This window comes from Sphingomonas sp. DMC8, from assembly GCF_056314185.1.
In genome coordinates, this window is the sequence record NZ_JBQUYV010000002.1 from 67,120 (window position 1) to 93,074 (window position 25,955).

The 25,955-nt window shown below is 64.5% G+C and carries 27 protein-coding genes; 18 read left to right on the plus strand and 9 right to left on the minus strand.

Features of this window, described 5'->3' with window-relative positions; all coding sequences use genetic code 11:
* Positions 1–2: 2 nt before the first annotated feature.
* The 3 genes from ACT53K_RS04385 to mtaB are packed head-to-tail and all read right to left on the minus strand — an operon-like array spanning position 3 to position 2,780.
* The gene (locus ACT53K_RS04385) at positions 3–629 is read right to left on the minus strand and encodes a septation protein A (protein ID WP_476227340.1); all 627 of its coding nucleotides are present in this window, start codon (positions 627–629) and stop codon (positions 3–5) included.
* Positions 622–1,557 carry a signal recognition particle-docking protein FtsY gene (ftsY, locus tag ACT53K_RS04390; protein WP_476227341.1) on the minus strand — a complete coding sequence of 312 codons (936 nt, stop codon included), beginning with the start codon at positions 1,555–1,557 and terminating at the stop codon, positions 622–624. Before ftsY ends, ACT53K_RS04385 begins: the two co-directional genes overlap by 8 nt.
* Positions 1,554–2,780: a tRNA (N(6)-L-threonylcarbamoyladenosine(37)-C(2))-methylthiotransferase MtaB gene (gene mtaB, locus ACT53K_RS04395; RefSeq protein ID WP_476227342.1), complete on the minus strand. Its 1,227-nt coding sequence runs from the start codon at positions 2,778–2,780 to the stop codon at positions 1,554–1,556. Before mtaB ends, ftsY begins: the two co-directional genes overlap by 4 nt.
* On the opposite strand from mtaB, the gene ACT53K_RS04400 reads away from it, so the two are divergent.
* A complete protein-coding gene (locus ACT53K_RS04400; RefSeq protein ID WP_476227343.1) occupies positions 2,780–3,358 on the plus strand; it encodes a DUF924 family protein in 579 nt (192 codons plus the stop codon). The two genes, mtaB and ACT53K_RS04400, sit on opposite strands and share 1 nt — an antisense overlap.
* On the opposite strand, the gene ACT53K_RS04405 is transcribed toward ACT53K_RS04400, so the two are convergent.
* Entirely contained in the window at positions 3,333–4,973 is a 1,641-nt protein-coding gene (locus tag ACT53K_RS04405; protein WP_476227344.1) for a putative bifunctional diguanylate cyclase/phosphodiesterase, read from the minus strand. The genes ACT53K_RS04400 and ACT53K_RS04405 overlap by 26 nt on opposite strands.
* Before the next feature lie 239 nt (positions 4,974–5,212).
* Here ACT53K_RS04405 and ffh point away from each other — a divergent pair, with 239 nt between their 5' ends.
* The 5 genes from ffh to ACT53K_RS04430 all read left to right on the plus strand — a co-directional run bounded on the left by ffh (position 5,213) and on the right by ACT53K_RS04430 (position 9,138).
* Entirely contained in the window at positions 5,213–6,694 is a 1,482-nt protein-coding gene (ffh, locus tag ACT53K_RS04410) for a signal recognition particle protein (RefSeq protein WP_476227345.1), read from the plus strand.
* A 60-nt stretch (positions 6,695–6,754) separates the two neighbouring features.
* A complete protein-coding gene (gene rpsP, locus ACT53K_RS04415; protein WP_476227346.1) occupies positions 6,755–7,129 on the plus strand; it encodes a 30S ribosomal protein S16 in 375 nt (124 codons plus the stop codon).
* A gap of 63 nt (positions 7,130–7,192) precedes the next feature.
* Positions 7,193–7,693: a ribosome maturation factor RimM gene (gene rimM / locus ACT53K_RS04420; RefSeq protein WP_476227347.1), complete on the plus strand. Its 501-nt coding sequence runs from the start codon at positions 7,193–7,195 to the stop codon at positions 7,691–7,693.
* A 38-nt stretch (positions 7,694–7,731) separates the two neighbouring features.
* On the plus strand, positions 7,732–8,316 hold the full coding sequence (locus tag ACT53K_RS04425) for a glycine-rich domain-containing protein (RefSeq protein ID WP_476227348.1): 585 nt from the start codon (positions 7,732–7,734) through the stop codon (positions 8,314–8,316).
* Positions 8,317–8,319: 3 nt separating this feature from the next.
* The gene (locus tag ACT53K_RS04430) at positions 8,320–9,138 is read left to right on the plus strand and encodes a TIGR04222 domain-containing membrane protein (protein WP_476227349.1); all 819 of its coding nucleotides are present in this window, start codon (positions 8,320–8,322) and stop codon (positions 9,136–9,138) included.
* On the opposite strand, the gene ACT53K_RS04435 is transcribed toward ACT53K_RS04430, so the two are convergent.
* Entirely contained in the window at positions 9,135–10,037 is a 903-nt protein-coding gene (locus tag ACT53K_RS04435; RefSeq protein WP_476227350.1) for an NAD(P)/FAD-dependent oxidoreductase, read from the minus strand. The genes ACT53K_RS04430 and ACT53K_RS04435 overlap by 4 nt on opposite strands.
* A gap of 58 nt (positions 10,038–10,095) precedes the next feature.
* Here ACT53K_RS04435 and ACT53K_RS04440 point away from each other — a divergent pair, with 58 nt between their 5' ends.
* The 6 genes from ACT53K_RS04440 to ACT53K_RS04465 all read left to right on the plus strand — a co-directional run bounded on the left by ACT53K_RS04440 (position 10,096) and on the right by ACT53K_RS04465 (position 13,106).
* Complete coding sequence (locus ACT53K_RS04440; protein ID WP_476227351.1) at positions 10,096–10,476, plus strand: PIN domain-containing protein; 381 nt, start codon at positions 10,096–10,098, stop codon at positions 10,474–10,476.
* A 53-nt stretch (positions 10,477–10,529) separates the two neighbouring features.
* Positions 10,530–10,802, plus strand: coding sequence for an AbrB/MazE/SpoVT family DNA-binding domain-containing protein (locus ACT53K_RS04445; protein WP_476227352.1), 273 nt, complete (start codon positions 10,530–10,532; stop codon positions 10,800–10,802).
* Positions 10,795–11,178, plus strand: a complete 384-nt coding sequence (locus ACT53K_RS04450) for a PIN domain-containing protein (protein WP_476227353.1) — start codon at positions 10,795–10,797, stop codon at positions 11,176–11,178. The genes ACT53K_RS04445 and ACT53K_RS04450 overlap by 8 nt, the downstream gene beginning before the upstream one ends.
* Positions 11,175–11,894, plus strand: a complete 720-nt coding sequence (gene trmD / locus ACT53K_RS04455; protein WP_476227354.1) for a tRNA (guanosine(37)-N1)-methyltransferase TrmD — start codon at positions 11,175–11,177, stop codon at positions 11,892–11,894. Before ACT53K_RS04450 ends, trmD begins: the two co-directional genes overlap by 4 nt.
* A gap of 16 nt (positions 11,895–11,910) precedes the next feature.
* Entirely contained in the window at positions 11,911–12,297 is a 387-nt protein-coding gene (gene rplS / locus ACT53K_RS04460) for a 50S ribosomal protein L19 (protein WP_476227966.1), read from the plus strand.
* 389 nt (positions 12,298–12,686) lie between these two features.
* Positions 12,687–13,106, plus strand: coding sequence for a hypothetical protein (locus ACT53K_RS04465; protein WP_476227355.1), 420 nt, complete (start codon positions 12,687–12,689; stop codon positions 13,104–13,106).
* Between the two features lie 42 nt (positions 13,107–13,148).
* Here ACT53K_RS04465 and ACT53K_RS04470 read toward each other — a convergent pair whose 3' ends face one another.
* Positions 13,149–13,442, minus strand: coding sequence for a hypothetical protein (locus ACT53K_RS04470; protein ID WP_476227356.1), 294 nt, complete (start codon positions 13,440–13,442; stop codon positions 13,149–13,151).
* A gap of 478 nt (positions 13,443–13,920) precedes the next feature.
* Here ACT53K_RS04470 and ACT53K_RS04475 point away from each other — a divergent pair, with 478 nt between their 5' ends.
* From ACT53K_RS04475 to ACT53K_RS04485, 3 genes are all read left to right on the plus strand, one after another.
* Entirely contained in the window at positions 13,921–16,098 is a 2,178-nt protein-coding gene (locus ACT53K_RS04475; protein WP_476227357.1) for a S9 family peptidase, read from the plus strand.
* 118 nt (positions 16,099–16,216) lie between these two features.
* Positions 16,217–18,082 (plus strand): methyl-accepting chemotaxis protein, encoded by a 1,866-nt coding sequence (locus ACT53K_RS04480; RefSeq protein ID WP_476227358.1) that lies wholly within the window; start codon positions 16,217–16,219, stop codon positions 18,080–18,082.
* A gap of 446 nt (positions 18,083–18,528) precedes the next feature.
* Positions 18,529–19,554, plus strand: coding sequence for an aspartate-semialdehyde dehydrogenase (locus tag ACT53K_RS04485; RefSeq protein ID WP_476227359.1), 1,026 nt, complete (start codon positions 18,529–18,531; stop codon positions 19,552–19,554).
* 84 nt (positions 19,555–19,638) lie between these two features.
* Here the strand turns inward: ACT53K_RS04485 and ACT53K_RS04490 are convergent, their stop codons facing one another.
* The 3 genes from ACT53K_RS04490 to ACT53K_RS04500 are packed head-to-tail and all read right to left on the minus strand — an operon-like array spanning position 19,639 to position 22,776.
* Entirely contained in the window at positions 19,639–21,243 is a 1,605-nt protein-coding gene (locus ACT53K_RS04490; protein ID WP_476227360.1) for a DHA2 family efflux MFS transporter permease subunit, read from the minus strand.
* A gap of 2 nt (positions 21,244–21,245) precedes the next feature.
* A complete protein-coding gene (locus tag ACT53K_RS04495) occupies positions 21,246–22,337 on the minus strand; it encodes a biotin/lipoyl-containing protein (protein ID WP_476227361.1) in 1,092 nt (363 codons plus the stop codon).
* Positions 22,330–22,776: a MarR family winged helix-turn-helix transcriptional regulator gene (locus ACT53K_RS04500; protein WP_476227362.1), complete on the minus strand. Its 447-nt coding sequence runs from the start codon at positions 22,774–22,776 to the stop codon at positions 22,330–22,332. The genes ACT53K_RS04495 and ACT53K_RS04500 overlap by 8 nt, the downstream gene beginning before the upstream one ends.
* A gap of 78 nt (positions 22,777–22,854) precedes the next feature.
* Here ACT53K_RS04500 and ACT53K_RS04505 point away from each other — a divergent pair, with 78 nt between their 5' ends.
* The 3 genes from ACT53K_RS04505 to ACT53K_RS04515 are packed head-to-tail and all read left to right on the plus strand — an operon-like array spanning position 22,855 to position 25,912.
* A complete protein-coding gene (locus ACT53K_RS04505; protein ID WP_476227363.1) occupies positions 22,855–23,298 on the plus strand; it encodes a GFA family protein in 444 nt (147 codons plus the stop codon).
* Positions 23,279–24,040 (plus strand): alpha/beta fold hydrolase, encoded by a 762-nt coding sequence (locus ACT53K_RS04510; RefSeq protein WP_476227364.1) that lies wholly within the window; start codon positions 23,279–23,281, stop codon positions 24,038–24,040. The genes ACT53K_RS04505 and ACT53K_RS04510 overlap by 20 nt, the downstream gene beginning before the upstream one ends.
* 57 nt (positions 24,041–24,097) lie before the next feature.
* Positions 24,098–25,912 (plus strand): M2 family metallopeptidase, encoded by a 1,815-nt coding sequence (locus tag ACT53K_RS04515; protein WP_476227365.1) that lies wholly within the window; start codon positions 24,098–24,100, stop codon positions 25,910–25,912.
* The last annotated feature ends 43 nt before the right edge of the window (positions 25,913–25,955 follow it).

Here is a 25,955-nt window from a genome sequence, read left to right on the forward strand (position 1 = left end):
CTTCAGCCTTCCGGCGGCAGCGGAACGTCTTCTGGCTTTTCGAGCTGCAGTCCGTGGCGGAGCAGCATCGGGATATTGGCGGCCGCGAATACCAGCGTGAGCGGAATCACGCCCCAGGTCTTTAACGCCACCCAGTGATCCCAGGTCAGCCACTGCCGCATGACCTCGTTCAGGATCGCCATCGCCACGAAAAATGCCGTCCAGTTGATGGTCAGCAGCCGCCACCCCTTTGCGCTCAGGCCGGGATAGGCGGCTTCCAGCAGCATCTGGAGCAGCGGCTTGTCGGCGATCAGGCCATAGCCCAGGATCAGCGCGAACATCGCGTAGACGAAGGTCGGCTTCATCTGGATGAAGGCCTGATCGTGAAAATAGAGCGTCAGCCCGCCGAATACGAGCACCAGCGCGGCGGTGATCCACAACATTGGCGAGATATGCCGTGTCTTCCACCACGAAACCGCCAGTGCGATCGCCATCGCGACCATGAAGGCGAGCGTCGCGGTCAGTGCGCGCGCAAGTGCCGGCCCATGGGCCAGGGCGTTCACCGCGAAGAAGAGGAGCAGCGGCCCGAAATCGAGCGCCATGCGCAGGCCGGGCTGGGGGGCGGGGCGGGGGCTCTGCGGCTCAGCCACGGGTCAGTTCCTCCACGCCGGCGATGATGCGGGCGACTTCGTTGGCATCGAACGGGCGCAGGTCGTCGACCTTTTCGCCGACCCCGATCGCGTGAATCGGCAGGCCGTATTTCTCCGCCGCCGCGACCAGCACGCCGCCGCGCGCGGTGCCGTCGAGCTTGGTCATCACCAGGCCAGTGACGCCCGCAACTTCCTTGAACACCTCGATCTGGTTGAGCGCGTTCTGGCCGGTGGTGGCGTCGAGCACCAGCACCACGTCGTGCGGCGCCGCCGGGTTGAGGCGGCCGAGCACGCGGCGAACCTTGGCCAGTTCGTCCATCAGCTCGCGCTTGTTCTGCAGGCGCCCGGCGGTATCGACGATCAGCACGTCGGTACCGATCTCGGTCGCGCGCTTCACGGCCTCGAACACGATGCCCGCGGCGTCGCCACCTTCGGCGCCGGAGACGATCGGCACGCCGATCCGCTCCGCCCAGGTCTTGAGCTGGCCGATCGCGGCGGCGCGGAACGTGTCGCCGGCGGCCAGCATCACGCTGTAATCCTGGTCGAGCAGGCGATTGGCGAGCTTGGCGATGGTCGTCGTCTTGCCCGATCCGTTGACGCCGATGACCAGGATTACCTGCGGGCGCGGAAATGCTTCGATCTCCAGCGGCTTTGCCACCGGTTCGAGCACCTTGGCGATTTCCTCGGCAACGACCAGGCGGATGCCCAGCTCTTCCATGTTGCGCTCAAACTGCCCTTCGGCCAGCCGCGCGCGGACCCGTGCCGCCGTGGCGGGGCCAAGATCGGAGGCGATCAGCGCTTCTTCGATCTCATCGAGCGTCGCGTCGTCGAGCCGCGCGCCAGAAAGGCCGGCAAGGTTGCCCAGCAGCCGGTCCGACGTCTTGCGAAAGCCGCCGAGCAGTCTTTCGTGCCAGCTCGTCCCGCTCATGCCGCCAGCCTTCCGTCCAACACGCCTGCAATCGTCACGTCCACAATATCTCCAATCGGGGCGGGGGCAGTGAGGCGCACTTCAGCGAAATTGCCGGCATGGCCCCGGTCGCCCGGTCGCTCCACCAGAATCTGCTGGCGGCTGCCCACCAGACCCGCGAGCCAGCGCGCGCGTTCCGCCGCAGCCGCCGCGCGCAGCCGCGCCGCACGTTCCCGCACCACGGCCGGCGCCACTTGGGGCATCCGCGCAGCGGGTGTGCCCGGGCGCGGGCTATAGGGGAAGATGTGCGCATGTACCACGCCGCAATCGCCGATCAGCGCGAGCGTGTTGGCGAACATCGCCTCATCCTCGGTCGGGAAGCCGGCGATCAGGTCGGCGCCGATCGCGATGTCGGGCCGGGCGGCGCGCAGTCGCTCGGCGAGCGCCACCGACTGGACGCGGCTGTGGCGGCGCTTCATCCGCTTGAGGATCATGTCGTCGCCGGCCTGCAGCGAGAGATGGACATGCGGCATCACCCGCGGTTCCTGCGTCAGCAGCGCAAACAGCCGGTCGTCGACTTCGATGCCGTCGAGCGAGGAGAGCCGCAGCCGCCTTAGCCGGGGTACATGGCGCAGGATGCGCTCGACCAAGGTTCCCAGCGTCGGGCTGCCCGGCAGATCATGGCCGTAGCTGGTGAGGTCCACCCCGGTCAGCACCACTTCGCCATGCGCCTCGGCCAGCGCGGCGATCCGGTCGATCACGGCGCCCGCGGGCACGGAGCGGCTGTTGCCGCGCCCCTGCGGGATCACGCAGAAGGTGCAGCGATGGTCGCAGCCATTCTGCACCTCCACGAACGCGCGGGCATGGGTGGAGAAGCTGGCGGCCAGATGCGGCGCGGTGTCGCGCACGGCCATAATGTCCTGCACCTGCACCCGCGCTTCGTTCGCCCAGGCGGCGGGCAGCAGTTTTTCGGCATTGCCGATCACCCGGTCCACCTCGGGCATGGCGGCGAAACCGGCCGGGTCGATCTGCGCCGCGCAACCGGTGACGACCAGTTCGGCATCGGGCCGTTCGCGCCGGGCACGACGGATCGCCTGCCGGGTCTGTTTGACGGCCTCGGACGTTACGGCACAACTGTTCACCACGATGGCGTCACGGTCCGCCAGCAGTGCGCGGATCGACTCGCCTTCGGCTAGGTTCAGCCGGCAACCCATGTTAAGGATGAGGGGCGAGGAGAGCGACATTGGCGAGCGATCTAGAGACGCCGACCGCAGAAGTCCACGCGAAGGCAGCGTTGGTGCTGGCCTTTTGGTTCGACGCGCTCATGCCCGAACAATGGTTTGCCAAATGCGACACGCTGGATGCGGAGATCGCCCGGCGCTTCGGCAAGCTGCGCGACACGGTGCTGGCGCGCCGCGCGGCGGGGTGGGACACGGCGCCCGACACGCTGCTGGCGGCGGTGATCCTGCTCGACCAGTTTTCCCGCAACATCCATCGCGGCAAGGCCGCGGCCTTCGCTGCCGACCCGCTGGCGCAGCGGCTGGCCAGCGAGGCGGTGGAGATGGGCTGGGACCGCGACATGCCCGCAGAGCGGCGCCAGTTTCTGTATCTGCCGTTCGAGCATGCCGAGGACCCGGTGCTGCAGGCGCGCAGCCTGGAATGCTTTACCGGGCTGGGGCTGGCACAGCCGCTGGCCTATGCCCGTGAACATGCCGAGGTGATTGCGCGGTTCGGGCGTTTCCCCACGCGCAATGCCGCGCTCGGGCGCGACTCGACGCCCGAGGAGAAAGCCTGGCTCAGCCAGCCTGGCGTCGGCTGGTAGCGGCGTCGGTAACGACCGGGCGTGGCCTTTCGGGCGCGGCTGCCTGCAGGATCAGGCGGCGTTCGGCGAGCAAACGGCGCACGCTCGCGATGGAGAGCGGGCGGCCATAATGCCAGCCCTGTGCCTTGGCGCAGCCGAGCGCACGCAGCCGTTCCTCGATCGCCCCGTCTTCCACGCCTTCGGCGGTGACCGGCAGGTTCAGGCTTTCCCCAAGCCGGACGATCGCGTTGACGATTGCCGCCGAATCCGCGCTCTGGTTGAGCGAGGTGACGAAGCTCTTGTCGATCTTGATCCGGTCGAAGGGCAGGGCGCGCAAATGGGCAAGCGACGAATAGCCGGTGCCGAAATCGTCGAGCGCCAGGCGAACGCCCTGGTTCTTCAGGCTGCCGACGATCGACTGGGCCAGCGGGAGATTGTCGAACAGCGAGCTTTCGGTGATCTCGACTTCCAGCCGGTTGGCAGGAAAGCCGGTCTCGGTCAGCACCTTGATGATCTTCTGCGCCAGCCAGGCGTCGCGTAGCTGCCAAGGCGAAATGTTCACCGACAGCGACAATGCCGGATCCCAGTCGCGCGCGGCGAGGAATGCCTGTTGCATGATCGACAGCGACATGTCGCCGATCATGCCCGTTTCCTCGGCGATGGGAATGAACAGTTCGGGGCTGATCGTGCCGCGGGTCGGGTGTTCCCAGCGCGCGAGCACTTCGAAGCCGTGCAGCCGGCCGGAGGGGAGATCGATCTGCTGTTCGAAATAGGGCACGATCTGCTGGCGTGGAATGGCCAGGCGCAGCCCGCTTTCCAGCTCGTTGCGCGTCTGCAGCTCGCGCTCCATCGACTGATCGAACCAGGCATAGCGGTTCCGGCCGGTCTTTTTCGCCTGGTACATGGCGATGTCGGCCGAGCGGATCAGCGCGTCGATGCTGGCGCAGTCGAAATCGCTGCGGGCGACGCCGACCGAGCAGCTGATGTGCAGGCGCAGCCCTTCCGCCTCGAAAGGCTGTGCCATGCGGCAGACCAGGCGTTCGGCGACTCGCTCGACGGTTGCGGGTTCGCCGGGGTCGAACAGGAAGGCGCAGGCGAATTCGTCACCGCCCAGCCGCGCGGTGAGCGCCACCGGCGGTAGGGCGCCGGCGATTTCGCCGGCAACCGCGCGCAGCAGCGAATCGCCGACCGGGTGGCCGTGCATGTCGTTGACCGATTTGAAATGGTCGAGATCGAGCACGATCATCGCCATCGCCTTGCGCCGCCGTTCCGCGCGGAGGAACATGGCAGCGCCTTCTTCGGCCAGGCTGCGGCGGTTGAGGAAACCGGTCAGCGGATCGCGGCTGGCAAGATGCTGCGCGCGCTCCTCCGCTGCGGCGCGCATTTCCACTTCCATGCTCAGCGCATGGTGACGGCGCCAGCCGAACAGGATCAGCGCGACATTGAGAAGCAGCGCGATCACCAGCGTGCGGTCTGCGGGGGGCGTACCCTCCGCATAATGCTGCAGCGTCTTCGACAGCACGGCGCTTCCCGTGCCGACGAACAGAAGAATCGCCGCTACGCTCGTCGCACCGGCTATAATACCGGAGCGCCGTGTTTCCTGCCGATCAAGATCTTCGTCTAAAGCCAGCGCCATTGCCGGAGGACATCCCCCAAGGATTTGAATGGGGCCTTCTCCCATGGCGAGAGTGTAGATCAGGTTAAACCCGTAGCGCTTGCAATCGCCGGGGGCTGCGTCTAAAGGCCAGCGCAACCGTTCCTGGTGAACGCGCGACATTTGCCACCCCAAGGGGTGACGCCGGCCGACGAGGTTTCGTCCGCCGGCGTGTTTTGCGTTTGGCGGTACGAGACTGAATTTGGAGTGATCTGGGCATCATGTTCGAGAGTTTGAGCGATCGGCTGGGCGGCGTCTTTGAACGCTTGCGCGGGCGTGGCGCGCTCGCCGAGGCCGATGTCCGGACCGCGATGCGCGAAGTACGCGTGGCGCTTCTGGAAGCCGACGTCGCGCTGCCCGTCGCCCGTGATTTCGTCGACAAGGTAACCGAGCAGGCCGTTGGCCAGCAGGTGCTGCGTTCGGTCACGCCGGGGCAGCAGGTCGTCAAGATCGTCCATGATGCGCTGGTCGACATGCTGGGCGCCGACACCGCCGAACTGGCGATCGACGTTACTCCGCCGGCCGTCATCATGCTGGTCGGTCTGCAGGGCTCGGGCAAAACCACCACCACCGCCAAGCTGGCCAAGCTGCTGAAGAAGCAGGGCAAGAAGGTGATGATGGCGTCGCTGGACGTGAACCGTCCGGCCGCGCAGGAACAGCTGGCCGTGCTCGGCACCCAGACCGAAGTGACGACGCTGCCGATCGTCGCGGGCCAGCAGCCGGTCGACATCGCCCGCCGCGCGCTCCAGTCGGCGAAGCTCCAGGGCTTCGACGTGCTGATGCTCGACACTGCGGGCCGTCTGCACGTTGACCAGGCGCTGATGGACGAGATGAAGGCGGTCGCCGACATCTCCAAGCCGCAGGAAATCCTGCTGGTCGTCGATTCGCTGACCGGCCAGGACGCCGTGAACGTCGCCAGCAACTTCTCCGAACAGGTGCCGCTGACCGGCGTGATCCTGACGCGGATGGACGGCGATGCCCGCGGCGGTGCGGCGCTGTCGATGCGCGCCGTTACCGGCAAGCCGATCAAGTTCGCCGGCATGGGCGAAAAGCTCGACCAGATCGAGCCGTTCCACCCGAAGCGCGTAGCCGGCCGCATCCTGGGCATGGGTGACGTCGTCAGCCTGGTCGAAAAGGCCGCGGCCGCGATCGAGCAGGAAGATGCCGAACGCATGGCGAACCGGCTCGCCAAGGGCCAGTTCGATATGAACGACCTGCGCGCGCAGCTGGCGCAGATGCGCAGGATGGGCGGGCTGGGTGCGCTGGCAGGGATGATCCCCGGCATGAAGAAGGCGCAGGCGGCGGTCGATCAGGTCGGCGGCGACAAGGTGCTGATCCGCATGGACGCGATCATCGGATCGATGACGCCCAAGGAACGCGCCAAGCCCGAACTGCTCAACGCCAAGCGCAAGATCCGCATCGCCAAGGGCAGCGGGCTGACCGTGCAGGACGTCAACAAGCTCATCAAGATGCATCAGGAGATGCAGACCGCGATGAAGCGGCTGAAGAAGATGGGCGGGCTGAAGGGCATGCTCGGCATGCTGGGCAAGGGCGGCCCCGGCGGCGGCATGGGCGGCATCGGTAATGCGCTGGGCGGCGCCGAGATCGGCGACATGATGGACAAGGTGGGCGCGGGCCTGCCGGGTCTTCCCGGTGGCGCGAAACTGCCCCCTGGCTTCGAAAATTTGCTGAAGAAGAAGTAAATTAGTTCAACTGGTTTCAACTGTATCTCAAGAAGGAAGTGAAGTAGAATGGCTCTCTCCATGCGTCTGTCGCGCGGCGGCTCCAAGAAGCGCCCGTACTACCGGATCGTCGTTGCTGACGCCCGTGCGCCCCGTGACGGCAAGTTCATCGAGAAGATCGGCACCTATAACCCGCTGCTCGCCAAGGATTCGCCCGAGCGCGTGAAGCTGGACGGCGAGCGCGCCAAGTACTGGCTGAGCGTCGGCGCCCAGCCGACCGATCGCGTCCTGCGCTTCCTCGACGCCGTGGGCATCAAGGAGCGTGCGGCCCGCAACAACCCGAACAAGGCGGTCCCGGGCGAAAAGGCCAAGGAACGCGCGGAAGAGCGCGCCGAGAAGGCCAAGGCCGCTGCCGAAGCCGCTGCCGCACCGGCCGAAGAAGCTGCCGAGGCCTGAGGCTGACATTCCCTCCCGCCGCGCGCGGGAGGGACGCCTTATGCGTCGCGCGTTCGCTACATCATGCCCGAACCCTCATCCCCTTCGCGCCGCGGCGATCGCCCGGTGACGCTTGCCGCCGTGATCGGCGCGCACGGCATTGCGGGTGAGGTGCGGCTTAAGGTGTTTGCCGAAGATCTGGCGGCGCACAAACGCTTCAATGGCGGCACGCTGACGCTCAAGGCGCTGCGCGATGGCCCGAACGGTGCCATCGCCCGGTTCGCCGAAGTGAGCGACCGCAATGCCGCCGAGGCGCTGCGCGGGACCACATTGACGGTGCCGCGTTCCGCCCTGCCGCTGCTCGGCGAGGGCGAATATTATCATGTCGACCTGCTCGACCTCCCCGTGCTGGGCGAGGATGGCGCGGCGCTCGGCCGGGTCGTCGCGATCGATGATTATGGCGCGGGCGACGTGATCGAAATCGAGCGCCCCGACGGCAAGCGCTTCATGGTGCCGATGCGGCCCGAAGCGGTGCCGAGTTGGAATGACGAACGGCTCGTCGTCGCTACCGCATTTGTGGAATAGGCTGGACGACAATTTCCTAGTGTGATACTGGGAAATAGATGCATGCGCCCAAGGGCCCGCTCACAATCGCTACCGACCATCCGGTCTGGAATGCGCTTTCCCATTACCAAATCGGCCCTGAACACGCAGAACTGTCCTTTGCGGAACGGCTAGCGCGCGAAAATGGCTGGTCCCCGGCCTTTGCCGCGCGGGCGATTGAGGAATATCGCCGTTTCTGCTTTCTGGCGGTCACTTGCGGCCATGCCGTCACGCCGTCTGATGCAGTCGATCAGGTGTGGCACCTGCACCTGACGTACACCCGCGATTATTGGGAGCGGTTCTGCCCGCACGTGCTCGGCCGGCCGCTGCACCACGGCCCGACCGCCGGCGGGGCGGATGAGCAGCACCGTTTCTTCCTGCAATATGCCGAAACGCTACGCAGCTATGAGCACGTTTTCGGCACGCCGCCTGCGGACCTGTGGCCCGACGCGGGGCGGCGGCTGAACCAGGACCACAAGGCGCGCCGCGTGCATTTGCGCGACGCAATCATCGTGCCCCGGCGGTTGGCGCTGGCGCTTGCCTTAGTCATTGCGGCAGTGCTGGCGATCCTCCTCGTCGGGCTATTCCTCCATGGGAGTGGATGACCTATGTCACCAGGACCCTTCGATCTTTCCGGCGGGCCGTTTCTCACACTCTATGCGGCCCTGTTCGTACTGGCCTGGTTTGCCAGCAATTGGTTGTCGCAGCGGCTGCGGCCGGAAGGGCAGTTTTCGGGCAGCCTGACGCCCGAGGAAATCGCGGTGCTGGCAGGAGACTTGCCCCGCCATAGCGAGGTTGTCGCCGCGGATCTGCTATCGACGGGGCAACTGATCGTGCGCGGCAAGAACGAACTTGCCGTTGCCGCCAACGCCTCGGGAAGCGCGACCGTCCGCACGCTTCGGGCCTTGCCCGCGCCCTTGCGCTGGCCGGCTGTCGAGCGGGCGCTGCGCGATAGCGGGCGATCCATTCGGGCGCGGCTGGTGGCGCGCGGGCTGCTGATGCAGGATCACGCGCTATGGCAGCTCCGCCTGGCGCGGGCGATGCCGTTCCTGCTGCTGGCCGGTTTCGGCCTGATCAAATTGATGATCGGCGAAGCGCGCGGGCGCCCTGTCGGCTTTCTGGCGCTCGCCCTTATCCTTACCATAGTGATCGCGGTGATCCGCTTTGCCGGCACGGACCGGCGCACGCTTGCCGGCAGCGCCACCCTGGAGGAGGCGCGTGTGCGCCATGATCGCTTGCGGCGTGCCCCCACCGCCGGGGAGGCCGCGCTCGGCGTCGCGCTGTTCGGCACGGCGGTGCTGATCGGCTCCGGCTGGGAGGCGCTCCATCGGCTTCGTACCGCCGGCGGTGATACCGGCGCCGGAAGCAGCAGCGGCTGTGGCGGGGGCGGCTGTGGCGGCGGTGGTTGTGGCGGTTGCAGCAGCTAACGCCGCAGCGGCTGCTGCGCGTGCAGCATGTTCCGGATCGTCGTCGCGGCGACGCCTGCTTCGCCCATCGCATGGCTGATCTGGTCGAGTCCCCTGGCGACGTCGCCCGCCGCGAACAGGCCGGGGAGGGAGGTGCGCTGGTGATCGTCCACCTCCAGGCAGCCGCTGGGATCGGCCCGCGCGCCCGCCGCTACCGCCAGTTCCGAGCGGATGTGTGAGCCGAGGGCCGGGTAAAGGCTGTCGAAGCGCATGCGTCCCCGCGGCGTGGAAAGCGCCAGTTGGTCCTCTTCGATCGCCCAGCCGGTTACGGGACCGTCGATCCGTTCAATTCCGGCAGCGTCGAGCTGCGCGATCTGGTCCGGGGGCAGGTCGTGGCGGTCCGGCGCGATCAGCGTCACGTCCCGCGTGAAGCTGCGCACGAACAGTGCCTCGCGCGCGCCGTGCATGCCGGTGCCGAGGACAGCCACGCGCCTGTCGGTAACTTCATAGCCATCGCAGACCGGGCAATAACGGATCAGGCCGCGGGCGAGTGCTGCGTCGTGCAAGGCATCGGGCATATCCGGGCGGTGATTGATCACGCCGGTTGCCAGCAGCACCGCCCGCGCACTTGCCTCTCGTTCGCCGATTGCGACGCGGAAGCCTTCGTCCAGCACCTCCAGCCTCGTCACCTTGGCTGCCTCGCGCACGGCGCCATATTTCTCGGCCTGGGTGCGCATCAGCCCCAGCAGGTCGATGCCCGAAATGCCGTCAGGATAACCTGCATGGTTGCGGGTGCAGGGGATCAGCGCGGCGCGGCTCGATCCGCAATCGAACAGGCGGATCTTCAGGTGAAAGCGGGCGAGATAGATGGCAGCGGTCAGCCCCGCCGGGCCGCCGCCGATGATGATGCAATCGTCCATGCGGTGCGAGCGCGCGGGGGAGGGGACAGGTTCCCGGCCGGGATGCTAGAGGCGGCATATGGCTGCACCTGACTATCTGCTCGATACCTGTGTCTGCATTCGCCTGCTGCAGGGCGACGGCGCGCCGGTCGCGCGACGGATTGCAGCGGCGGAGCGGGGGACGATCGCGATCTCGTCGATCAGCCATGCCGAACTGATCGACGGCGCTGCGCGAGGTGGGGCGGCGGGGCTCGCGGCGCTGGAAGCGCTGCTGGAGAAGGTGCCGGTCGCCGCCTTCGATGCAGAGGCCGCGCGTAGCTTTCCGGCGGCGCGTTTGGCGCGGGGGCGGTACGACCGCTTGATTGCCGCGCATGCGCTGGCGCTGGGCGCAACATTGGTGACGCACAATGCCGGCGATTTTCGCAAGGTGCCGGGGCTACGGATCGAGGACTGGTTCTGAGCATTGCCTTTTGGCGGCCGCGTATATACATGCCGTATATACGGAGGCGGCATATGGGCGAGGAATATCGCGCCAGGATCTTCAAGTCGGGCAATTCGCTGGCGCTGCGCCTGCCCAAGGCGCTTGGCCTGAAAGAGGGCGCCGAAGTCGTGCTGCGCGAGGAGCGCCGTGGCTTTTCGGTCGAGCCGGTGGATAGCGAGGAGAAGATCGACCTTACCGGCATCGCCGGCGCACTGCCGTGGCTGAAGCCGATACCCCCTGAGGATCGCGAATTAGAGGAGCGGGAACTCGATTGGGAAGGGCGCAAGCTGCGGCGCGATGGCTGAACCCTGCTTTCTTCTCGACACCAACATTTGCATTTACATCCTCAACGACGCGCAAGGGCGGGCCGCGAGGGCGGTAGAGGCACAGGCAAAGGGTTCCGTTGTCAGTTCCACCATCGTGATGGCGGAAGTGTTGCGCGGGGTGCCGGAAAGCGACGCTGCGGGGCGGCTCGTCGTCGAACGGTTTTTCCGGCTCGTGCAGGCCTTACCCTTCGACGCCGCCGCTGCGGAGGCCTATGCTCGGCTGCCGTTCCGGCGGGCAAGGCTCGACCGGCTGATCGCCGCGCAGGCGCTGGCGGCCGGGCTGACGCTCATCACCAACAATGAACGGGATTTCGCCGACATCCCGGGCCTGAAAATCGAGAACTGGACGCTGTGACCTTCGCCGCCACCATATTGACGCTGTACCCGGAAATGTTTCCCGGGCCGCTTGGCATTTCGCTCGCCGGGCGTGGCCTGCGCGAAGGACTGTGGTCGCTGGAGGCAGTGCAGATCCGCGATTTCGCCACCGACAAGCATCGCTCGGTCGACGATACGCCGGCGGGCGGCGGGGCGGGAATGGTCCTGCGCGCCGATGTGGTTGCCGCCGCCATCGACAGCGTGGCGCGGGAGGGGAGGCCGCTGCTGGCGATGACGCCGCGCGGGCGGCCGCTGACGCAGGATCGGGTGCGGGCGCTGGCGGCAGGGCCGGGGGCCATTGTGCTGTGCGGCCGCTTCGAGGGATTTGACGAGCGAATCTTCGAGGCACGCGACATCGAGGAAGTCTCGATTGGCGACTATATCCTTTCCGGTGGCGAAATGGCGGCGCTGACGCTGCTCGACGCTTGCATTCGGCTTGTTCCCGGCGTAATGGGCGCCGCTTCCAGCGGTATGGACGAGAGCTTCGAAACGGGGCTGCTCGAATATCCGCAATATACCCGACCTGTCGAATGGGAAGGGCGCACGATCCCCGAAGTGCTGCGATCGGGGGATCATGCGAAGATCGAAGCCTGGCGACGCGCCATGGCAGAGAGCGATACACGGCTAAGGAGGCCGGACCTTTGGGAGCGCCACGAGGGCGTTCGGGTTCAGTCTCCCTCTGGCGCGCGGCGATAAAATGGGACTGACTGAGATGAACCTCATCCAGACGCTCGAAGCCGAGCAGATTGCCAAGTTCAACGAAGCCAAGAAGATTCCGGAATTCCGTCCGGGTGACACCCTTCGCGTCGGCGTGAAGGTCGTCGAAGGCGAGCGTACCCGCGTGCAGAATTTCGAAGGCGTGTGCATCGCCCGCGCCAACAAGGGCATGGGTTCGAACTTCACCGTTCGCAAGATCTCGTTCGGCGAAGGCGTCGAGCGCGTGTTCCCGCTCTATTCGCCGAACCTCGATTCGATCGAAGTCGTCCGCCGCGGTGTCGTGCGTCGTGCGAAGCTCTATTATCTGCGCGGCCGCACCGGCAAGTCGGCGCGTATCGCCGAGCGCCGGGATACCCGTACGGAGACCCAGGCGGCCGAATAAATCGGTTCCCGATTATCAAATTGCAGGGCGCGCGACCGAAAGGTTTGCGCGCCCTTTGCGTTGTGCAAACGGTTGGCCTTTTTTCGCGTTGGTGCTTTTGTCAACGGGTTCAGCGAACTGGGAGGTAACTTTTCGATAACCGCTATTGGTTATACCATCTACTCATAATGATACAAAAACCGGTCTTCTGACCGGATTTGATTTGAGATTTAAACATTTCCGAGATCATAGTCATTTCAGGCTCCGGTGCGTTAATACATTACTAACTATTGTTAGTAATGCTCGAACCCGGTGGGGTGCGTAGAGTCGCGTTGGGTAGATATCCGTAATCGATACAATGGGGTGCGATCGCATAGATCGGCGCTGGGGGCTGTACGGGAGTAAGTAAAATGACGGGGCGTCCGGAAACTATCGATGTCGCGATGCCTCCTCTTCGTGAGGATGCTTTCCTGATCGGGGATGCCTGGACGAAGTCCCATCTCGACAAGCTGGCAGAGGCTGCGCTCGGGCTTGTAGGTGGCGATATTGCCATTGCTCGGATGGACCGGGTTGGTACGATTGCGCGTTCCGAGCGGGGACTGGACGCAACCATCCCGAACGCCGTGCTCGCCCAGCCTGCTCTTGCATTTCGCAATGGCTATATTTCCCAGATCAGCGTGCCGCTTCGTGCTGGGCATCGCCAGGTCGGCATGCTGACCGTTCTGCGCAAGGAAGCGCGGGCCTTCTGCCGCGACGACATCGCCGCACTGCGCTGGCTGGCCGCCGGGATTTCTGAACGCGCGCCCGAAGCGGTTCAGCAGCTCAACTGAGCCGCCGGACACGCATCACCCCACTACGATAGAATTTGGCCGTCAGTCGACAGGCCAGGTGCGTGCCGCAAGTGCGGCGCGACCGCGCGCGGTTAGCGCTGCATCAATGACAGCGGGCCCGCCCGGCTGGACCAGCAGCGCCTCATAGGTGAGGAATCCGCAGTCGCTGAGCGATTGCACGATCTCGAGAAACTGGATCGTCGAGCGGGTGTCGTTGCCCAAGCCGAGGCTGGCTGGCGTCAGCACGGTCAGTGCTGGCCAACTTTCCTGCAGCAATCGGGCGGCGGCTTCCGCTGGCGCCTGTTTACGCGTGCCCATCTGGCCGTCCGAAGACATCCGGCCGATACTCCTTCAATGGACTTACTGCGCCCCGATCTCATGCCTTTAGGCCGTTGATTAAGCTCTAAATAAGAATCGTTAAAAAATCCTTAAGATGTCGCAACCGCGGCGGATTCGCGCTTTTCGCGCCACCAATATCCGGCTGCTGCAAGGTTACATCAGTCGCATCAGGGCTATTTTATACCGCGAAATATAAAAAGGTAGGTATAATCCGGAGGGAGGGCCTAGAATGATTTTAGTATGAGAAATTTTAACAACGTGCTTACGAAGATTTTGTTGCAGCTTGGCTCGCCATGATGGGCATTTTTTCTGAGTTCTTGGCCGCAAGGCCAGCCTCTTTACGGGTCGGCGCGGCCCCGCGATAAGTCCCGTTCGCCCGCATGCGGGTTTAGCCCTCTGGAGCGTTGGAATGCGCAAATGGATGACCGGACTTGCGATCGGAAGCTGTGGTGTGTTGGCAGGCATGGGTGAGGTGATGGCACAGACCCAACCGCAGCCGCTCACGCTGGAGCGCGTATTCGCCAGTCCAGCCATCGACGGACCGGCACCCCGTGCGCTGAAACTGTCGCCCGACGGCAAGTTGCTGACCCTGTTGCGCAACCGTGACGACGAGAAAGAGCGCTACGACCTCTGGGCGATGGATACCGCTACGGGCGCGTGGCGAATGCTGGTCGATTCCAGAAAGCTCGGTTCGGGTGCCGAATTGTCCGAAGCCGAAAAAATGCAGCGCGAACGCGCGCGGATCAGCGGCACCAGGGGCATTGTCAGCTACGACTGGGCGCCCGACGGCAAATCGGTCCTCGTCCCGCTGGAAGGCGAACTGTTTCGCGCAGGCACGGACGGTAAGGTCGACAAGCTGCCGGCCGCTCCGGGAACGAAGCTCAACGCCACGATCAGTCCGGCCGGCACCTATGCCAGCTATGTGCAGAACCAGAATCTGGTCGTCATGGACCTCGCCACCCGGAAGCCGACCCGGCTGACGCAGGATGGCGCCGGGACGGTGCACTGGGGCGAAGCGGAGTTCGTCGCCCAGGAGGAAATGGCGCGCGATCAGGGCTATTGGTGGGCGCCCACCGATGCCTATGTCGCCGTTGAGCGGTTCGATGAGGCGCCGGTCGGCATCGTCACCCGCGCGGCGATCGGCGCCAACGGCACGAGCATTTTCCAGCAGCGCTATCCGAAGGCGGGCACGCCCAATGTGCTGGTCGAACTCTATGTGATCGATCCGCGTCATGGCGGCCGGGTGAAGGTGGATCTGGGGAGCGATCCCGACATCTATCTGGCGCGGGTGAACTGGTCGGCCGATGGCAAGACGCTCTATGTCCAGCGTGAGAACCGCGCCCAGACCCAGCTCGACCTGCTGGCGGTCGATCCGGCGACCGGCGCGTCGCGGCTGCTGTTCAGCGAGAAGGCGGCGCCGAAAAGCTGGATCAACCTGTCCAATGCCTTCACGCCACTGGCGGACGGCAGCCTGATCTGGTGGTCGGAACGCGACGGCCATGGCCATCTCTATCGCTGGAACGCGGGCGAGTGGACGCAACTGACCCGCGGCCCCTGGGAAGTCACCGCAGAGGCGGTGAGCGTCGACCAGAAATCCGGCCGACTATTCTTTCAGGGCAATAAGGACGATCCGCTCGAGCGGCATCTCTACTGGGTCGATTATCGCAAGCCCGGGGCCATCACCCGGCTTACCGAACGTGGCTGGTGGAATGGTGCGTCGATGGATGCCGGGGGTACCCGCGCGATCATCGGCCGGTCGAGCCCGAACCAGCCGCGTCAGGTCTATCTGGCCGATGCCGATGGCAAGCGGCTGGCCTGGGTGATGGAAAATGCCGTCACCGATCCGGCACATCCCTATCACCCCTATCTGGCAGCGCACCGCGAGCGGACCTTCGGCACGATCAAGGCCACTGACGGCACCGAGCTGCACTGGGAAATGATTACGCCGAAGCTGGAGCCGGGCAAACGCTATCCAGTGTTCTTCCAGCATTATGGCGGCCCGCATGTGCAGACTGTAAGCCGCGCCTGGGGCGGCGCGTTGCAGCAATATCTGATCGGCCAGGGCTATATCTGGTTCCAGATCGACAATCGCGGCTCCGCCAATCGCGGCGTCGCGTTCGAAAGCGCGATCTGGCATGCCATGGGCACGGTGGAAGTGCAGGACCAGCTTGCCGGCGCGGCCTATCTGCAATCGCTGCCCTTCGTCGATCCGAAGCGCATTGCCACCTATGGCTGGTCCTATGGCGGCTATATGACGCTGAAGATGCTCGAAGCGGCGCCGGGCGCCTTTGCGGCGGGCGTGTCGGGCGCGCCGGTGACGAACTGGGAGCTATACGACACCCATTATACCGAGCGCTATATGGGTGATCCCAACAAGGTGCCCGAAGCCTATTTGCGCGCGGGTACCATTGCCGATGCAGACAATATCGCCGATCCGCTGCTGATTCTGCATGGTATGGCCGACGACAATGTCGTGTTGGACAACACGACTGCCATGGTGGCGACGTTGCAGAAGAAGAATATCCCTTTCGAAATGATGCTATATCCCGGTTACACCCATCGTGTCGGTGGCCCCGGAATTAGTGAACATCTTTGGGGAACGATCTTGAAATTTCTCGATAATGCGCTGAACGATCCCCGGCGAGTGCGATAGACACGGTAAAAATCCTTAGGGGAGAGAGGCGCTTAAGGTGCCTTTGCCCTCTATAACTTCCAGAAGGGACAATAGCGCCTGCGAACGCGGCGCGAGGCTTTTCTGGAAGGACGCCAACGTGCACGTTTTCGCGAACCTGAAGATACAGTTCAAGATCATGTTACTGCTGAGCCTGCTGGGCGTGCTGGCGCTTGGTATGGCGGTATATTCGGGCAGCCGCATCATGAAGGCGGACGGCGACTACAGCCTTCTCGTCGATCACCGGCTTCCGGACACCATCAAAATGGTGCGGGTAAACCGGATGGCGGTGGTCATGGTCTATGACACGTATCGCGTCATGTTTTATGAGGGCAGCTCACCGGAAGCACGCGCCGCCGCAGCCGAAGAACCGAAAACGTATAATCAGGCCGTTGCGGCAATCGAGGCGGTCGCCAAGTCGCAGCCGGAAATTGCCGCTGCATTGGGCGGGTTTCGCAACCAGCTCGACCAGCTGCATGATTTGCTGAACCAAGCGATCCAGTTTGGCAAAAACAATCAGGACGAGCAGGCGCGTCAGCTATTGGTGAAGGCCGACCCGGTGATCCAGCGCCTGACGCAGGAGCTTCGTGCCTTCAACGACCGTCGCGTTGCGGACGCAGGCACGCAGTCGAACGCTTTGAGCGATGCCGCTGAAAGCACGCGGACCAGCCTGCTGGTGACGGCCCTGATTGCGATCCTGGGCGTAATGGGGATTGCGGTGCTGGTGGCACGCAGTCAGATCAGCACTCCGCTGGTTCGATTGCAGGAATCGATGCGGGCGCTGGCTGCTGGCAACAATGGCGTCGACGTGCCGGGCATCGACCGCCGCGACGAAGTGGGCGAAATGGCGAAGTCGGTGCTCGTCTTCAAGGAAGCGGCGATCGAACAGGCTGTCGCGGCCACAGCCAAGCAGCGCGCCGATGCCGAACAGAAGGTGGTAGTCGACACGCTCGAGGATCGTCTGGGCAAACTGGCCGATGGTGATCTGACCGCCACGATCGATACCGCCTTTGCCGCGCAGTATGAGAGCCTGAAGGGCAATTTCAACGCCGCCGTCACTGCGCTCCGCGATCTGATCTCGGCAGTGATGGACAGCGCCGAGGCGATTTCGACCGGTTCGGCGGAAATCGCCCAGGCGTCGGAGGATCTGGCGCGCCGCACCGAAAGTGCCGCCGCCAGCCTGGAAGAAACTTCGGCTGCGGTGAGCGAAATGGACCAGCGGATCAAGGCGACGGCCTCTGCTGCGAGCCGCACGGTCGACCGTGCCAACGGCGCGATCGGGGTGGTCGATTCCGGCCGTTCGGTGGCGGACGAAGCGGTGCAGGCAATGAGCCGCGTGTCGGACAGCGCCAAAGGCATCGACAACGTCATCGAGGGCCTGGACAAGATTGCGTTCCAGACCCGGGTTCTGGCGATGAACGCAGCGGTCGAAGCCGGTCGCGCCGGCGAGGCAGGCCGCGGCTTTGCGGTGGTGGCCGACCTTGTTTCTGCCTTGGCCATGCGTGCCGAGGAAGAAGCCGGGCGCGCCCGCGACCAGCTGACTGCGACGCAGACGGACATCACCGCAGCGGTGGACATGGTCCGCCGCGTGGATGGCGCGCTGGGCGACATTGTCGGCGACGTCAACGAAGTCCATTCGCTGCTGTCGACCATGGCCAATGACAATCAGGTGCAGGCGGCAGCCGTCACCCAGGTTGCAACTGCGGTCAACGCGATCGATCAGTCGACCCAGCAGAACGCAGCAATGGTTGAAGAGACATCGGCTGCGGCACGCAATCTGAGCAGCGAAGTCGCTTCACTTTCCGAACGCGCCGCACGGTTCAACACGGGCCGCAGCGCGGCGGCACGCCGGCCGGTGCGCTCGACCGTGCATGCACTGCCGGTCGCTTCCTCGAAGCCGCACGCCGCGACGGTTTCTACCGTCCGGCAGGTGAGCGCCGATGTGGAGGAATGGGCGAGCTTCTGATCGCCTGCCTACCGGGTGAAACGCAGACTGGCGGCTCGCCCCCGTTCGAAGCGGGGGCGAGCTTTTTTGTGTGGCGACGAAACTGTGCCGGTTCGTGACGCTGCGCACATCGATATTCTCTACAAATAGCGGGCCTGTTGACGGGGCCTATGGAATGGGCGTGGCGCTCGCGCGCCTGTGTCCGCTGACAGCGTTGCGACGCGTGCGGACCTGACTTCTGTTCTATTTTTTCAAGGGAAGGGGCTCGCCACGCAGCTTTGTTTCTGCTAGCGGGCCTCCGATGCTTCGAAAACGCGCCACATTCACGCGAATTACCCCGCGCCCGTAATCGGGCGCGATAGCTGCGCTTGTGCAGCGAAGCAGCGGAATGCACGTGCATTCCACCTTTCTCTCACACTAAAGAGCACCCACGCCGCACTGCCGGCGTTGGCAAGAAAGAGGTACAGATGGGTTACCGTGTCGTCGTCGCAGGCGCCACCGGCAATGTCGGTCGCGAAATGCTGAACATCCTGGCCGAGCGGGAATTCCCGATCGACGATCTCGCCGTGCTGGCGTCGTCGCGCTCGACCGGGGATATGGTCGATTTCGGCGAGACCGGGAAACAGTACAAGGTCCAGAACATCGAGCATTTCGATCCGACCGGCTGGGACATGGCGCTGTTCGCGATCGGCTCGGAAGGCAGCGCCATCTATGCGCCGAAGTTCGCCGCCGCCGGCTGCACGGTGATCGACAATGCCTCGCTCTACCGCATGGACCCGGACGTGCCGCTGATCGTGCCGGAAGTGAACCCGGAGGCGATCGACGGCTACAAGGCGCGCAACATCATTGCCAATCCGAACTGTTCGACCGCGCAGATGGTGGTGGCGCTAAAGCCGCTGCACGACGCCGCGAAGATCAAGCGCGTGGTGGTGGCGACCTATCAGTCGGTATCGGGCGCCGGCAAGGCGGGCATGGACGAACTGTTCAACCAGAGCCGGGCGATCTTCGTCGGCGATCAGGTGGAGCCGGCCAAGTTCACCAAGCAGATCGCGTTCAACGTGATCCCGCATATCGACAGCTTCCTGGACGATGGCTCGACCAAGGAAGAATGGAAGATGGTCGCCGAGACCAAGAAGATACTCGATCCCAAGATCAAGGTGACTGCCACCTGCGTGCGCGTGCCGGTGTTCGTCGGCCATTCGGAGGCGATCAACCTCGAGTTCGAGAACGAGCTGTCCGCCGAGGACGCGCAGAAGATCCTGCGCGAGGCGCCGGGCGTGATGCTGGTCGATAAGCGCGAGAATGGCGGCTATGTCACGCCGATCGAGTGCGTCGGCGAATATGCCACCTATGTCAGCCGCGTCCGCGATGACTCGACGGTCGACAATGGCCTGTCGCTGTGGTGCGTGTCGGACAATCTCCGCAAGGGCGCCGCGCTGAACGCCGTGCAGATCGCCGAACTGCTCGGCCGGCGGCATTTGCAGAAGGCCTGACCTCTTGATCCCGGTCCGTTTCCCCTCCCGTTCGCGGGAGAGGAAACGGACCGGGTGCAGTGAATGCGTTCAGGCGCCGGTCGCTCAGTGCCCTGCTGCAGAGGGATCCGGCTTTTCGGCAGGCCCTTTGGGGCGGCGGAGTAGCAGTACCAGCGGCACGCTGATTGCCGTCACGATCGCCATCAGCCAGAAGTCGTTGAGATAGCCGATCATGGCTGCCTGCCGCGTTACTTCGCTGTCGAGCATCGCCAGCGCGCTGGCACCGGCGCCGCCCAGTGCGCGGAGCAGGCCGGGGTCGAGCCCGTTCAGCGCTTGCGCGGTGACATGGCTGCCCAGATACTCATGGCTCGTCTGGGTGCTGCGGGCGAGCATGGCCGTCACGATCGAGATGCCGACCGACGCGCCGATGTTACGCATCAGGTTCATCAGGCTCGATCCCTCGGTGCGGAAATGGGCGGGCAGGCCGGCAAAGGCCAGCCCCTGCAGCGGCATGAACACCAGTCCCAGTCCCAGGCCCTGCACGAAGCCCGTGATGATGAAGGGCGTCGAGCCCATCTCGATCGTCCATTGCGACATCTGCCACAGCGATACCGCCGCCACGGCGAGCCCGCCACCGACAAGGATGCGCGGATCGAAGCCGCGCTGGGTAAGGGTTGCGGCCAAATACATGGTGATCAGCACGCCGATGCCGCGCGGCATCAGGAGCAGGCCGGTATCGAACACCGAATAGCCATAGAGCGCTTGCAGCATGGGCGGCAGCAGCGCCATGGTGGCCATCATCACAAGCCCGATGACCAGCATGAAGAAAATGGCGGTGACGAGGTTGCGGTTCTTCCACAGCTCCCGGTCGAACATCGGCTGTCGGCCGGTGAAGAGATGGACCGCGAACGTCCAGAAGCCGATGACGGCAAGGAGCAGTTCGATCCATATTTCCGTGGAGGCGAACCAGTCCTGATTTTGCCCGCGGTCGAGCATCAACTGCAAACCGATAATGCCTGTCGATAGCAGCGAAAAGCCGAGCAGGTCGAACGGGCGCATCCGGATCGGCCGGCTGGGCAGCAGCCACCACAAGATCGCGAAACAGACCACGCCGACCGGCAGGTTGACGTAGAACACCCAGCGCCATTCGAAATTATCGGTAAGGTACCCGCCGATCAGCGGCCCCATGATCGGGCCGACCATGATGCCCATGCCCCAGATCGACATGGCCTTGGCCTGGCGCTCGGGCGGGTTGATGTCGAGCAGCACGGTCTGGCTGAGCGGATTGAGAAACGCCGCCGAGATGCCCTGCAACAGGCGGAAGGCGACCATCTCCTCCAGGCTCTGCGCCGCGCCGCACAGCGCCGAAGCGACGATGAAGCCGATGGTGGAGGCAAGGAACAGGTTGCGCGACCCGACCCGGTCGGCCAGCCAGCCCGTGATCGGGATCGCGATTGCCGAGGCGACGATATAGCTGGTCAGTACCCAGGTGATCGTGTCGGAGGTCGCACCCAGCGCGGTCTGCATATGGGGCAGGGCGACATTGGCGATGGTGGTATCGAGGATCTGCATGATCGTCGCCATCATCACGCCCAGGGTCAACAGGCCGCGATACTTTACCGGCAGGGCAGCGACACCGGCCTGCGGCCCGGAAGGCCGGGCGCGTGCTGCGCCCGCCCGGCTGGCGCCGCCCGGGGCCGCAGTCGCCATCGTCAGTTGCACTTTCCGGTGAAGGAGACGTCGATATCGGCCGACAGGCCCGCGATCATCTCGCGCGGGCTCTTGCCGTCGATGGCGATGCGAACCGGCACGCGCTGCGTCACCTTGACCCAGTTGCCATTGGCGTTCTGCGCCGGCAGCACCGCAAAGGTGGAGCCGGTGCCCGCACCGATCGACTGGACATGGCCACGCAATTTCAGCTTCGGATAGGCGTCGAAGCGGACGGTCGCGCATTGGCCGACGCGCATCTTGTCGAGATCGGTTTCCTTGAAATTGGCCTCGATCCAGGCGGGCTTGTCCGACACGATCGAGACTGCGGGCAGGCCGGTGATCATCTGCTGGCCGACCTGCAGGCTCTTGGTCTGGCTCACGATGCCGCTGATCGGCGCGCGCACGACGGTGCGCTGCAGGTCGAGCTCGGCCTTGGCCAGCTGGACCCGGGCAGCGGCGATGGCGGGGTTTTCGCCCGGCACGGCATTGCCGGTTGCCAGCTTGGCGCGTGCCTCGGCCGCGCTCGCCTGTGCATTCTCCAGCGTGGCGCGGGCCTGCTCCAGCGCATGTTCGGCAGCCTGGTAATTGGCACGCGTGGTGAAACCGGCCTTCATCAGTGCAGCCTGGCGATCATAATCCTCCTTGGCCTGCTGGATGCGGTCGCGCGCCGCCTGAATGTTGGCACCAGTACCTTCATAGCTGACGCGATCGGTGTTCAATTGCACTTGTGCGGATGCGATGGCTGCCTTCGCCTGCTCGACGGCGATGCGATAGGGCTCGGGATCGATCCGGAACAGCAAGTCGCCGGCGTTGACGTGCTGGTTTTCCTGGACCGCGACTTCGACGATGCGGCCCGCCACGTCGGACGATACCGACGCCTTGTCCTGCTGGACATAGGCATTGTCGGTCGAGACGCTGTGGCCGGAGGTCAGCCAGAAATAGCCCGCGACCAGCACCAGCACCAACGGCACGCCCAGCATGAGCACCGGGCGGAGCCAGTTGCGCCGGCGGCGGCGCGCAGGCTGTTCCGTGGCAACGGCCGCGGCGGCTTCGTCTTGCGAAGGGGAGCGCAATTTCGGGTCTGCGTCAGCCATGAGCCGCCTCTTTGATTTCTGCGGATTGCGACAGGTTGTCGCGAATGGTCAAAAGCGACTGGCGCAACGCCGCGCGCGCTTCATCGTTCAAGCCGGCAAGAATTTCTTCGAGCCAGCCGCTGACGACGATGTGCAATTCTTCCAGCACCGGGGTGGCGCGGGGCGTCAGGTGGATGCGCCACATGCGCCGGTCGGCGGGATCGCGGCGACGCTCGACCAGTCCTGATTCCTCCAGCCGATCGATCATCCGGCAGCAGGTGATAGGCTCGACTTCGAGAAGTTCGGCAATCTGTCCCTGGTTGAGCCCCGGCTCGCGCTCAAGGATCTTCAGCACGCGCCATTGTGTTAGACTCGCGCCGAGCGAGCGCGCACGTTCGTCGGCACGCCGCCGCATCAGGCGCGCGACATCGCTGATGAGGAAGCCCAGAGTTTCGGTCATGACGGCACAGATAATAAGGGTGCTTATTAACTTCAAGCGGGTGAACCGGTCGATTCTGTCCGTGAATGGAGGGTGAGAATGGATGAGAAACTGGGCGGCGGGTGCCAGTGTGGCCGCATCCGCTATCATGTGCGGGTACGCGATACCGACGCGTATTTGTGTCATTGTCGCATGTGCCAGCGGGCAACTGGCGGCGTTTCCATCGCCTTTAAAAATGTGCGGAAAGACGATGTCCGGTGGGAACAGGAGCCGGATCGCTATGCGTCCTCGCCGATCGCGAAGCGCGGCTTTTGCCGCGAGTGCGGGACTCCGCTGACGTTCGAATTCCCCGACAGCGAAACCATGGATCTGACGGTCGGGAGCCTCGATGCACCGGGCCGGTTCCAGCCGACGCACCATTTCGGCGTGGAAAGCATGCACGAACAGTGGCTCGACACGACGGCGCTGCCCAGATACCGGACCGAGGACAATCCCAATGTCGTACAACGCTGGATGCATAGCCTTGGCAGACTTCCCGACTGAAACCTACCGCTTCCCCAGCTTCGATGGGGTCGAGATCGCCTGGACGGAGATGGGCGAGGGGCGGCCGGTGGTGCTGATCCACGGCTATTTTTCCAATGCCGAGGTCAACTGGATCAAATACGGCCATGCCGCCAAGCTGGCCGCGCGCGGTTGCCGGGTGATCATGCCGGACCTGCGTGCCCATGGGCAGAGCGACAAGCCGCACGATCCTGCCGCCTATCCGCCCGACGTGCTGATGCGCGACGGCTTCGCGCTGATCGCGCATCTGGGCCTGACCGACTATGATCTGGGCGGCTATTCGCTGGGCGCGCGGACGGTGGTGCGGATGCTGGCCAACGGCGCCGCGCCGCACCGGGTGGTGCTCTCGGGCATGGGCCTGGACGGGCTGGTCGCGACCAAGGGGCGCGGCGCCTATTTCCACCGGGTGCTCACCAATCTCGGCAGCTTCGAGCGCGGCAGCTCCGAATGGCTGACCGAGGCGTTCCTGAAGACGACCAAGGGCGATCCGGTGGCGCTGCTGCGGATCCTCGACACCTTTGTCGATACGCCGCGCGATGACATCGCCGCGATCGGCCAGCCGACCGTGGTGATCTCCGGGGCGGACGATTATGACAATGGCTCCGCACAGGAAGTCGCGGACCTGTTGCCCTGGGGGCATTTTGTCGAGATTCCCGGCAACCACATGAGTGCCGTGACGCGGCCCGAACTGGGCGACGCCATCGCCGATTTTCTGGTTGGTTGACGGGTACAGGGGAGGCGCGGCAAGGTTGCGCCTTTCTTGATTTCGGGGACTACCATTATGATCCGCAAGGGACTTTCGCTGCTGGCGCTGGGTATCGCGCTGGCCGGACCGGCGCATGCGCAAACTGCCAAAGCGCCAACGGCTGCCGAGGCCACGGCGTTTCTCGACCGCGTGCAGCAGGAAATTACGACGTATAACCTGACGGCGCAGCGCATCGCCTGGGTCAACGCCACCTATATCACCGACGATACCGATGCGCTGGCATCGGACGTCGGCGCCAAGGGCACCGAAATGTCGGTCCGCTTCGCGCTGGAGGCGGCGCGACTGCAAAAGGCGCCGGGTCTGACCGCCGAGCAAAAGCGGCAGCTCACCATGCTGCGCGCTGGCCTCGTCCTGCCGGCACCGACCCGCGCGGGCGCGGCGCAGGAACTCAGCGACATTTCGACCAAGCTCGGATCGGCCTATGCCAAGGGCAAGGGAACGCGCGGCGGCAAGCCGATCAACGGCAGCGACATCGAAGCGGCGATGGGCAAGAGCCGCGATCCCGACGAACTCAAGGAAATGTGGGTCAGCTGGCACGACAATGTCGGGGCGCCGATGCGCGGCGACTTCGCCAGGATGGTCGGCATCGCCAACCAGGGCGCGCAGGAACTGGGCTTTGCCGACACCGGCGCGCTGTGGCGTTCGAACTACGACATGACGCCGGCGCAGTTCGCGCAGCTGACCGACAAATTGTGGGACGAGGTGAAGCCGCTCTACGTCGCGCTCCACACCTATGTCCGCCGCAAGCTCAACGAGAAATATGGCGATGCGGTGCAGGCCAAGACGGGGCCGATCCGCGCCGACCTGCTAGGCAATATGTGGGCGCAGGAATGGGGCAATGTCTATGACCTGGTCGCGCCCCAGGGAGCGGGCGACCTGGGCTATAAAGTCGGCGACCTGCTGACCGCCAAGCAGTACGACTGGAAGAAGATGGTCGAGACCGGCGAGGGCTTTTATTCCTCGCTCGGCTTCGCGCCGCTTCCGGCGACCTTCTGGGAGCGGTCGCTGTTCCTGAAGCCGGCGGATCGCGAAGTGCTGTGCCATGCTTCCGCCTGGGACATCGACGAGAAGAACGACGTCCGCATCAAGATGTGCATCAAGGTGAATTCGGACGATTTCGTCACCATCCACCACGAGCTGGGGCATAATTACTACCAGCGCGCCTATCAGGCGATGCCGGCGCTGTATCGCAACGGCGCGAACGATGGCTTCCACGAAGCGATCGGCGACTTCATCGCGCTGTCGATCACACCCGAATATCTGGTGCAGATCGGCCTGCTCGACCGCGCGCAGGTGCCGAGCGCGGACAAGGACATCGGCCTGCTGCTGCGTCAGGCGATGGACAAGGTGGCGTTCCTGCCGTTCGGCCTGCTGGTCGACAAATATCGCTGGCAGGTCTTCGACGGGACGATCCCGGCAAGCCAGTATGAGGCCGGCTGGAACAAGCTGCGCCTGCAATATCAGGGCGTCGTGCCGCCGGTCGCGCGCGACGACAGCAAGTTCGATCCGGGCGCGAAATACCATGTCGCCGGCAGCGTGCCCTATGCCCGCTATTTCCTTGCCCGGCTGTTGCAGTTCCAGTTCTACAAGGCGGCGTGCGACCAGGCCGGGTGGAAGGGGCCGCTGCATCGCTGCTCGTTCTTCGGCAACAAGGAAGTCGGTGCGCGGCTGAACAAGATGCTGGAAATGGGCGCGTCAAAGCCCTGGCCCGAGGCGCTGGAGGCGTTCACCGGCACGCGCGAAATCTCCGGCAAGGCGATGATGGAATATTTCGCGCCGCTGAAGAAATGGCTCGACGAGCAGAATAAGGGGCAGCCCCAGGGATGGTGACGCGGTCGGAGTGCTGGTGAATCTGCAAGACTTTCTCCCCCGT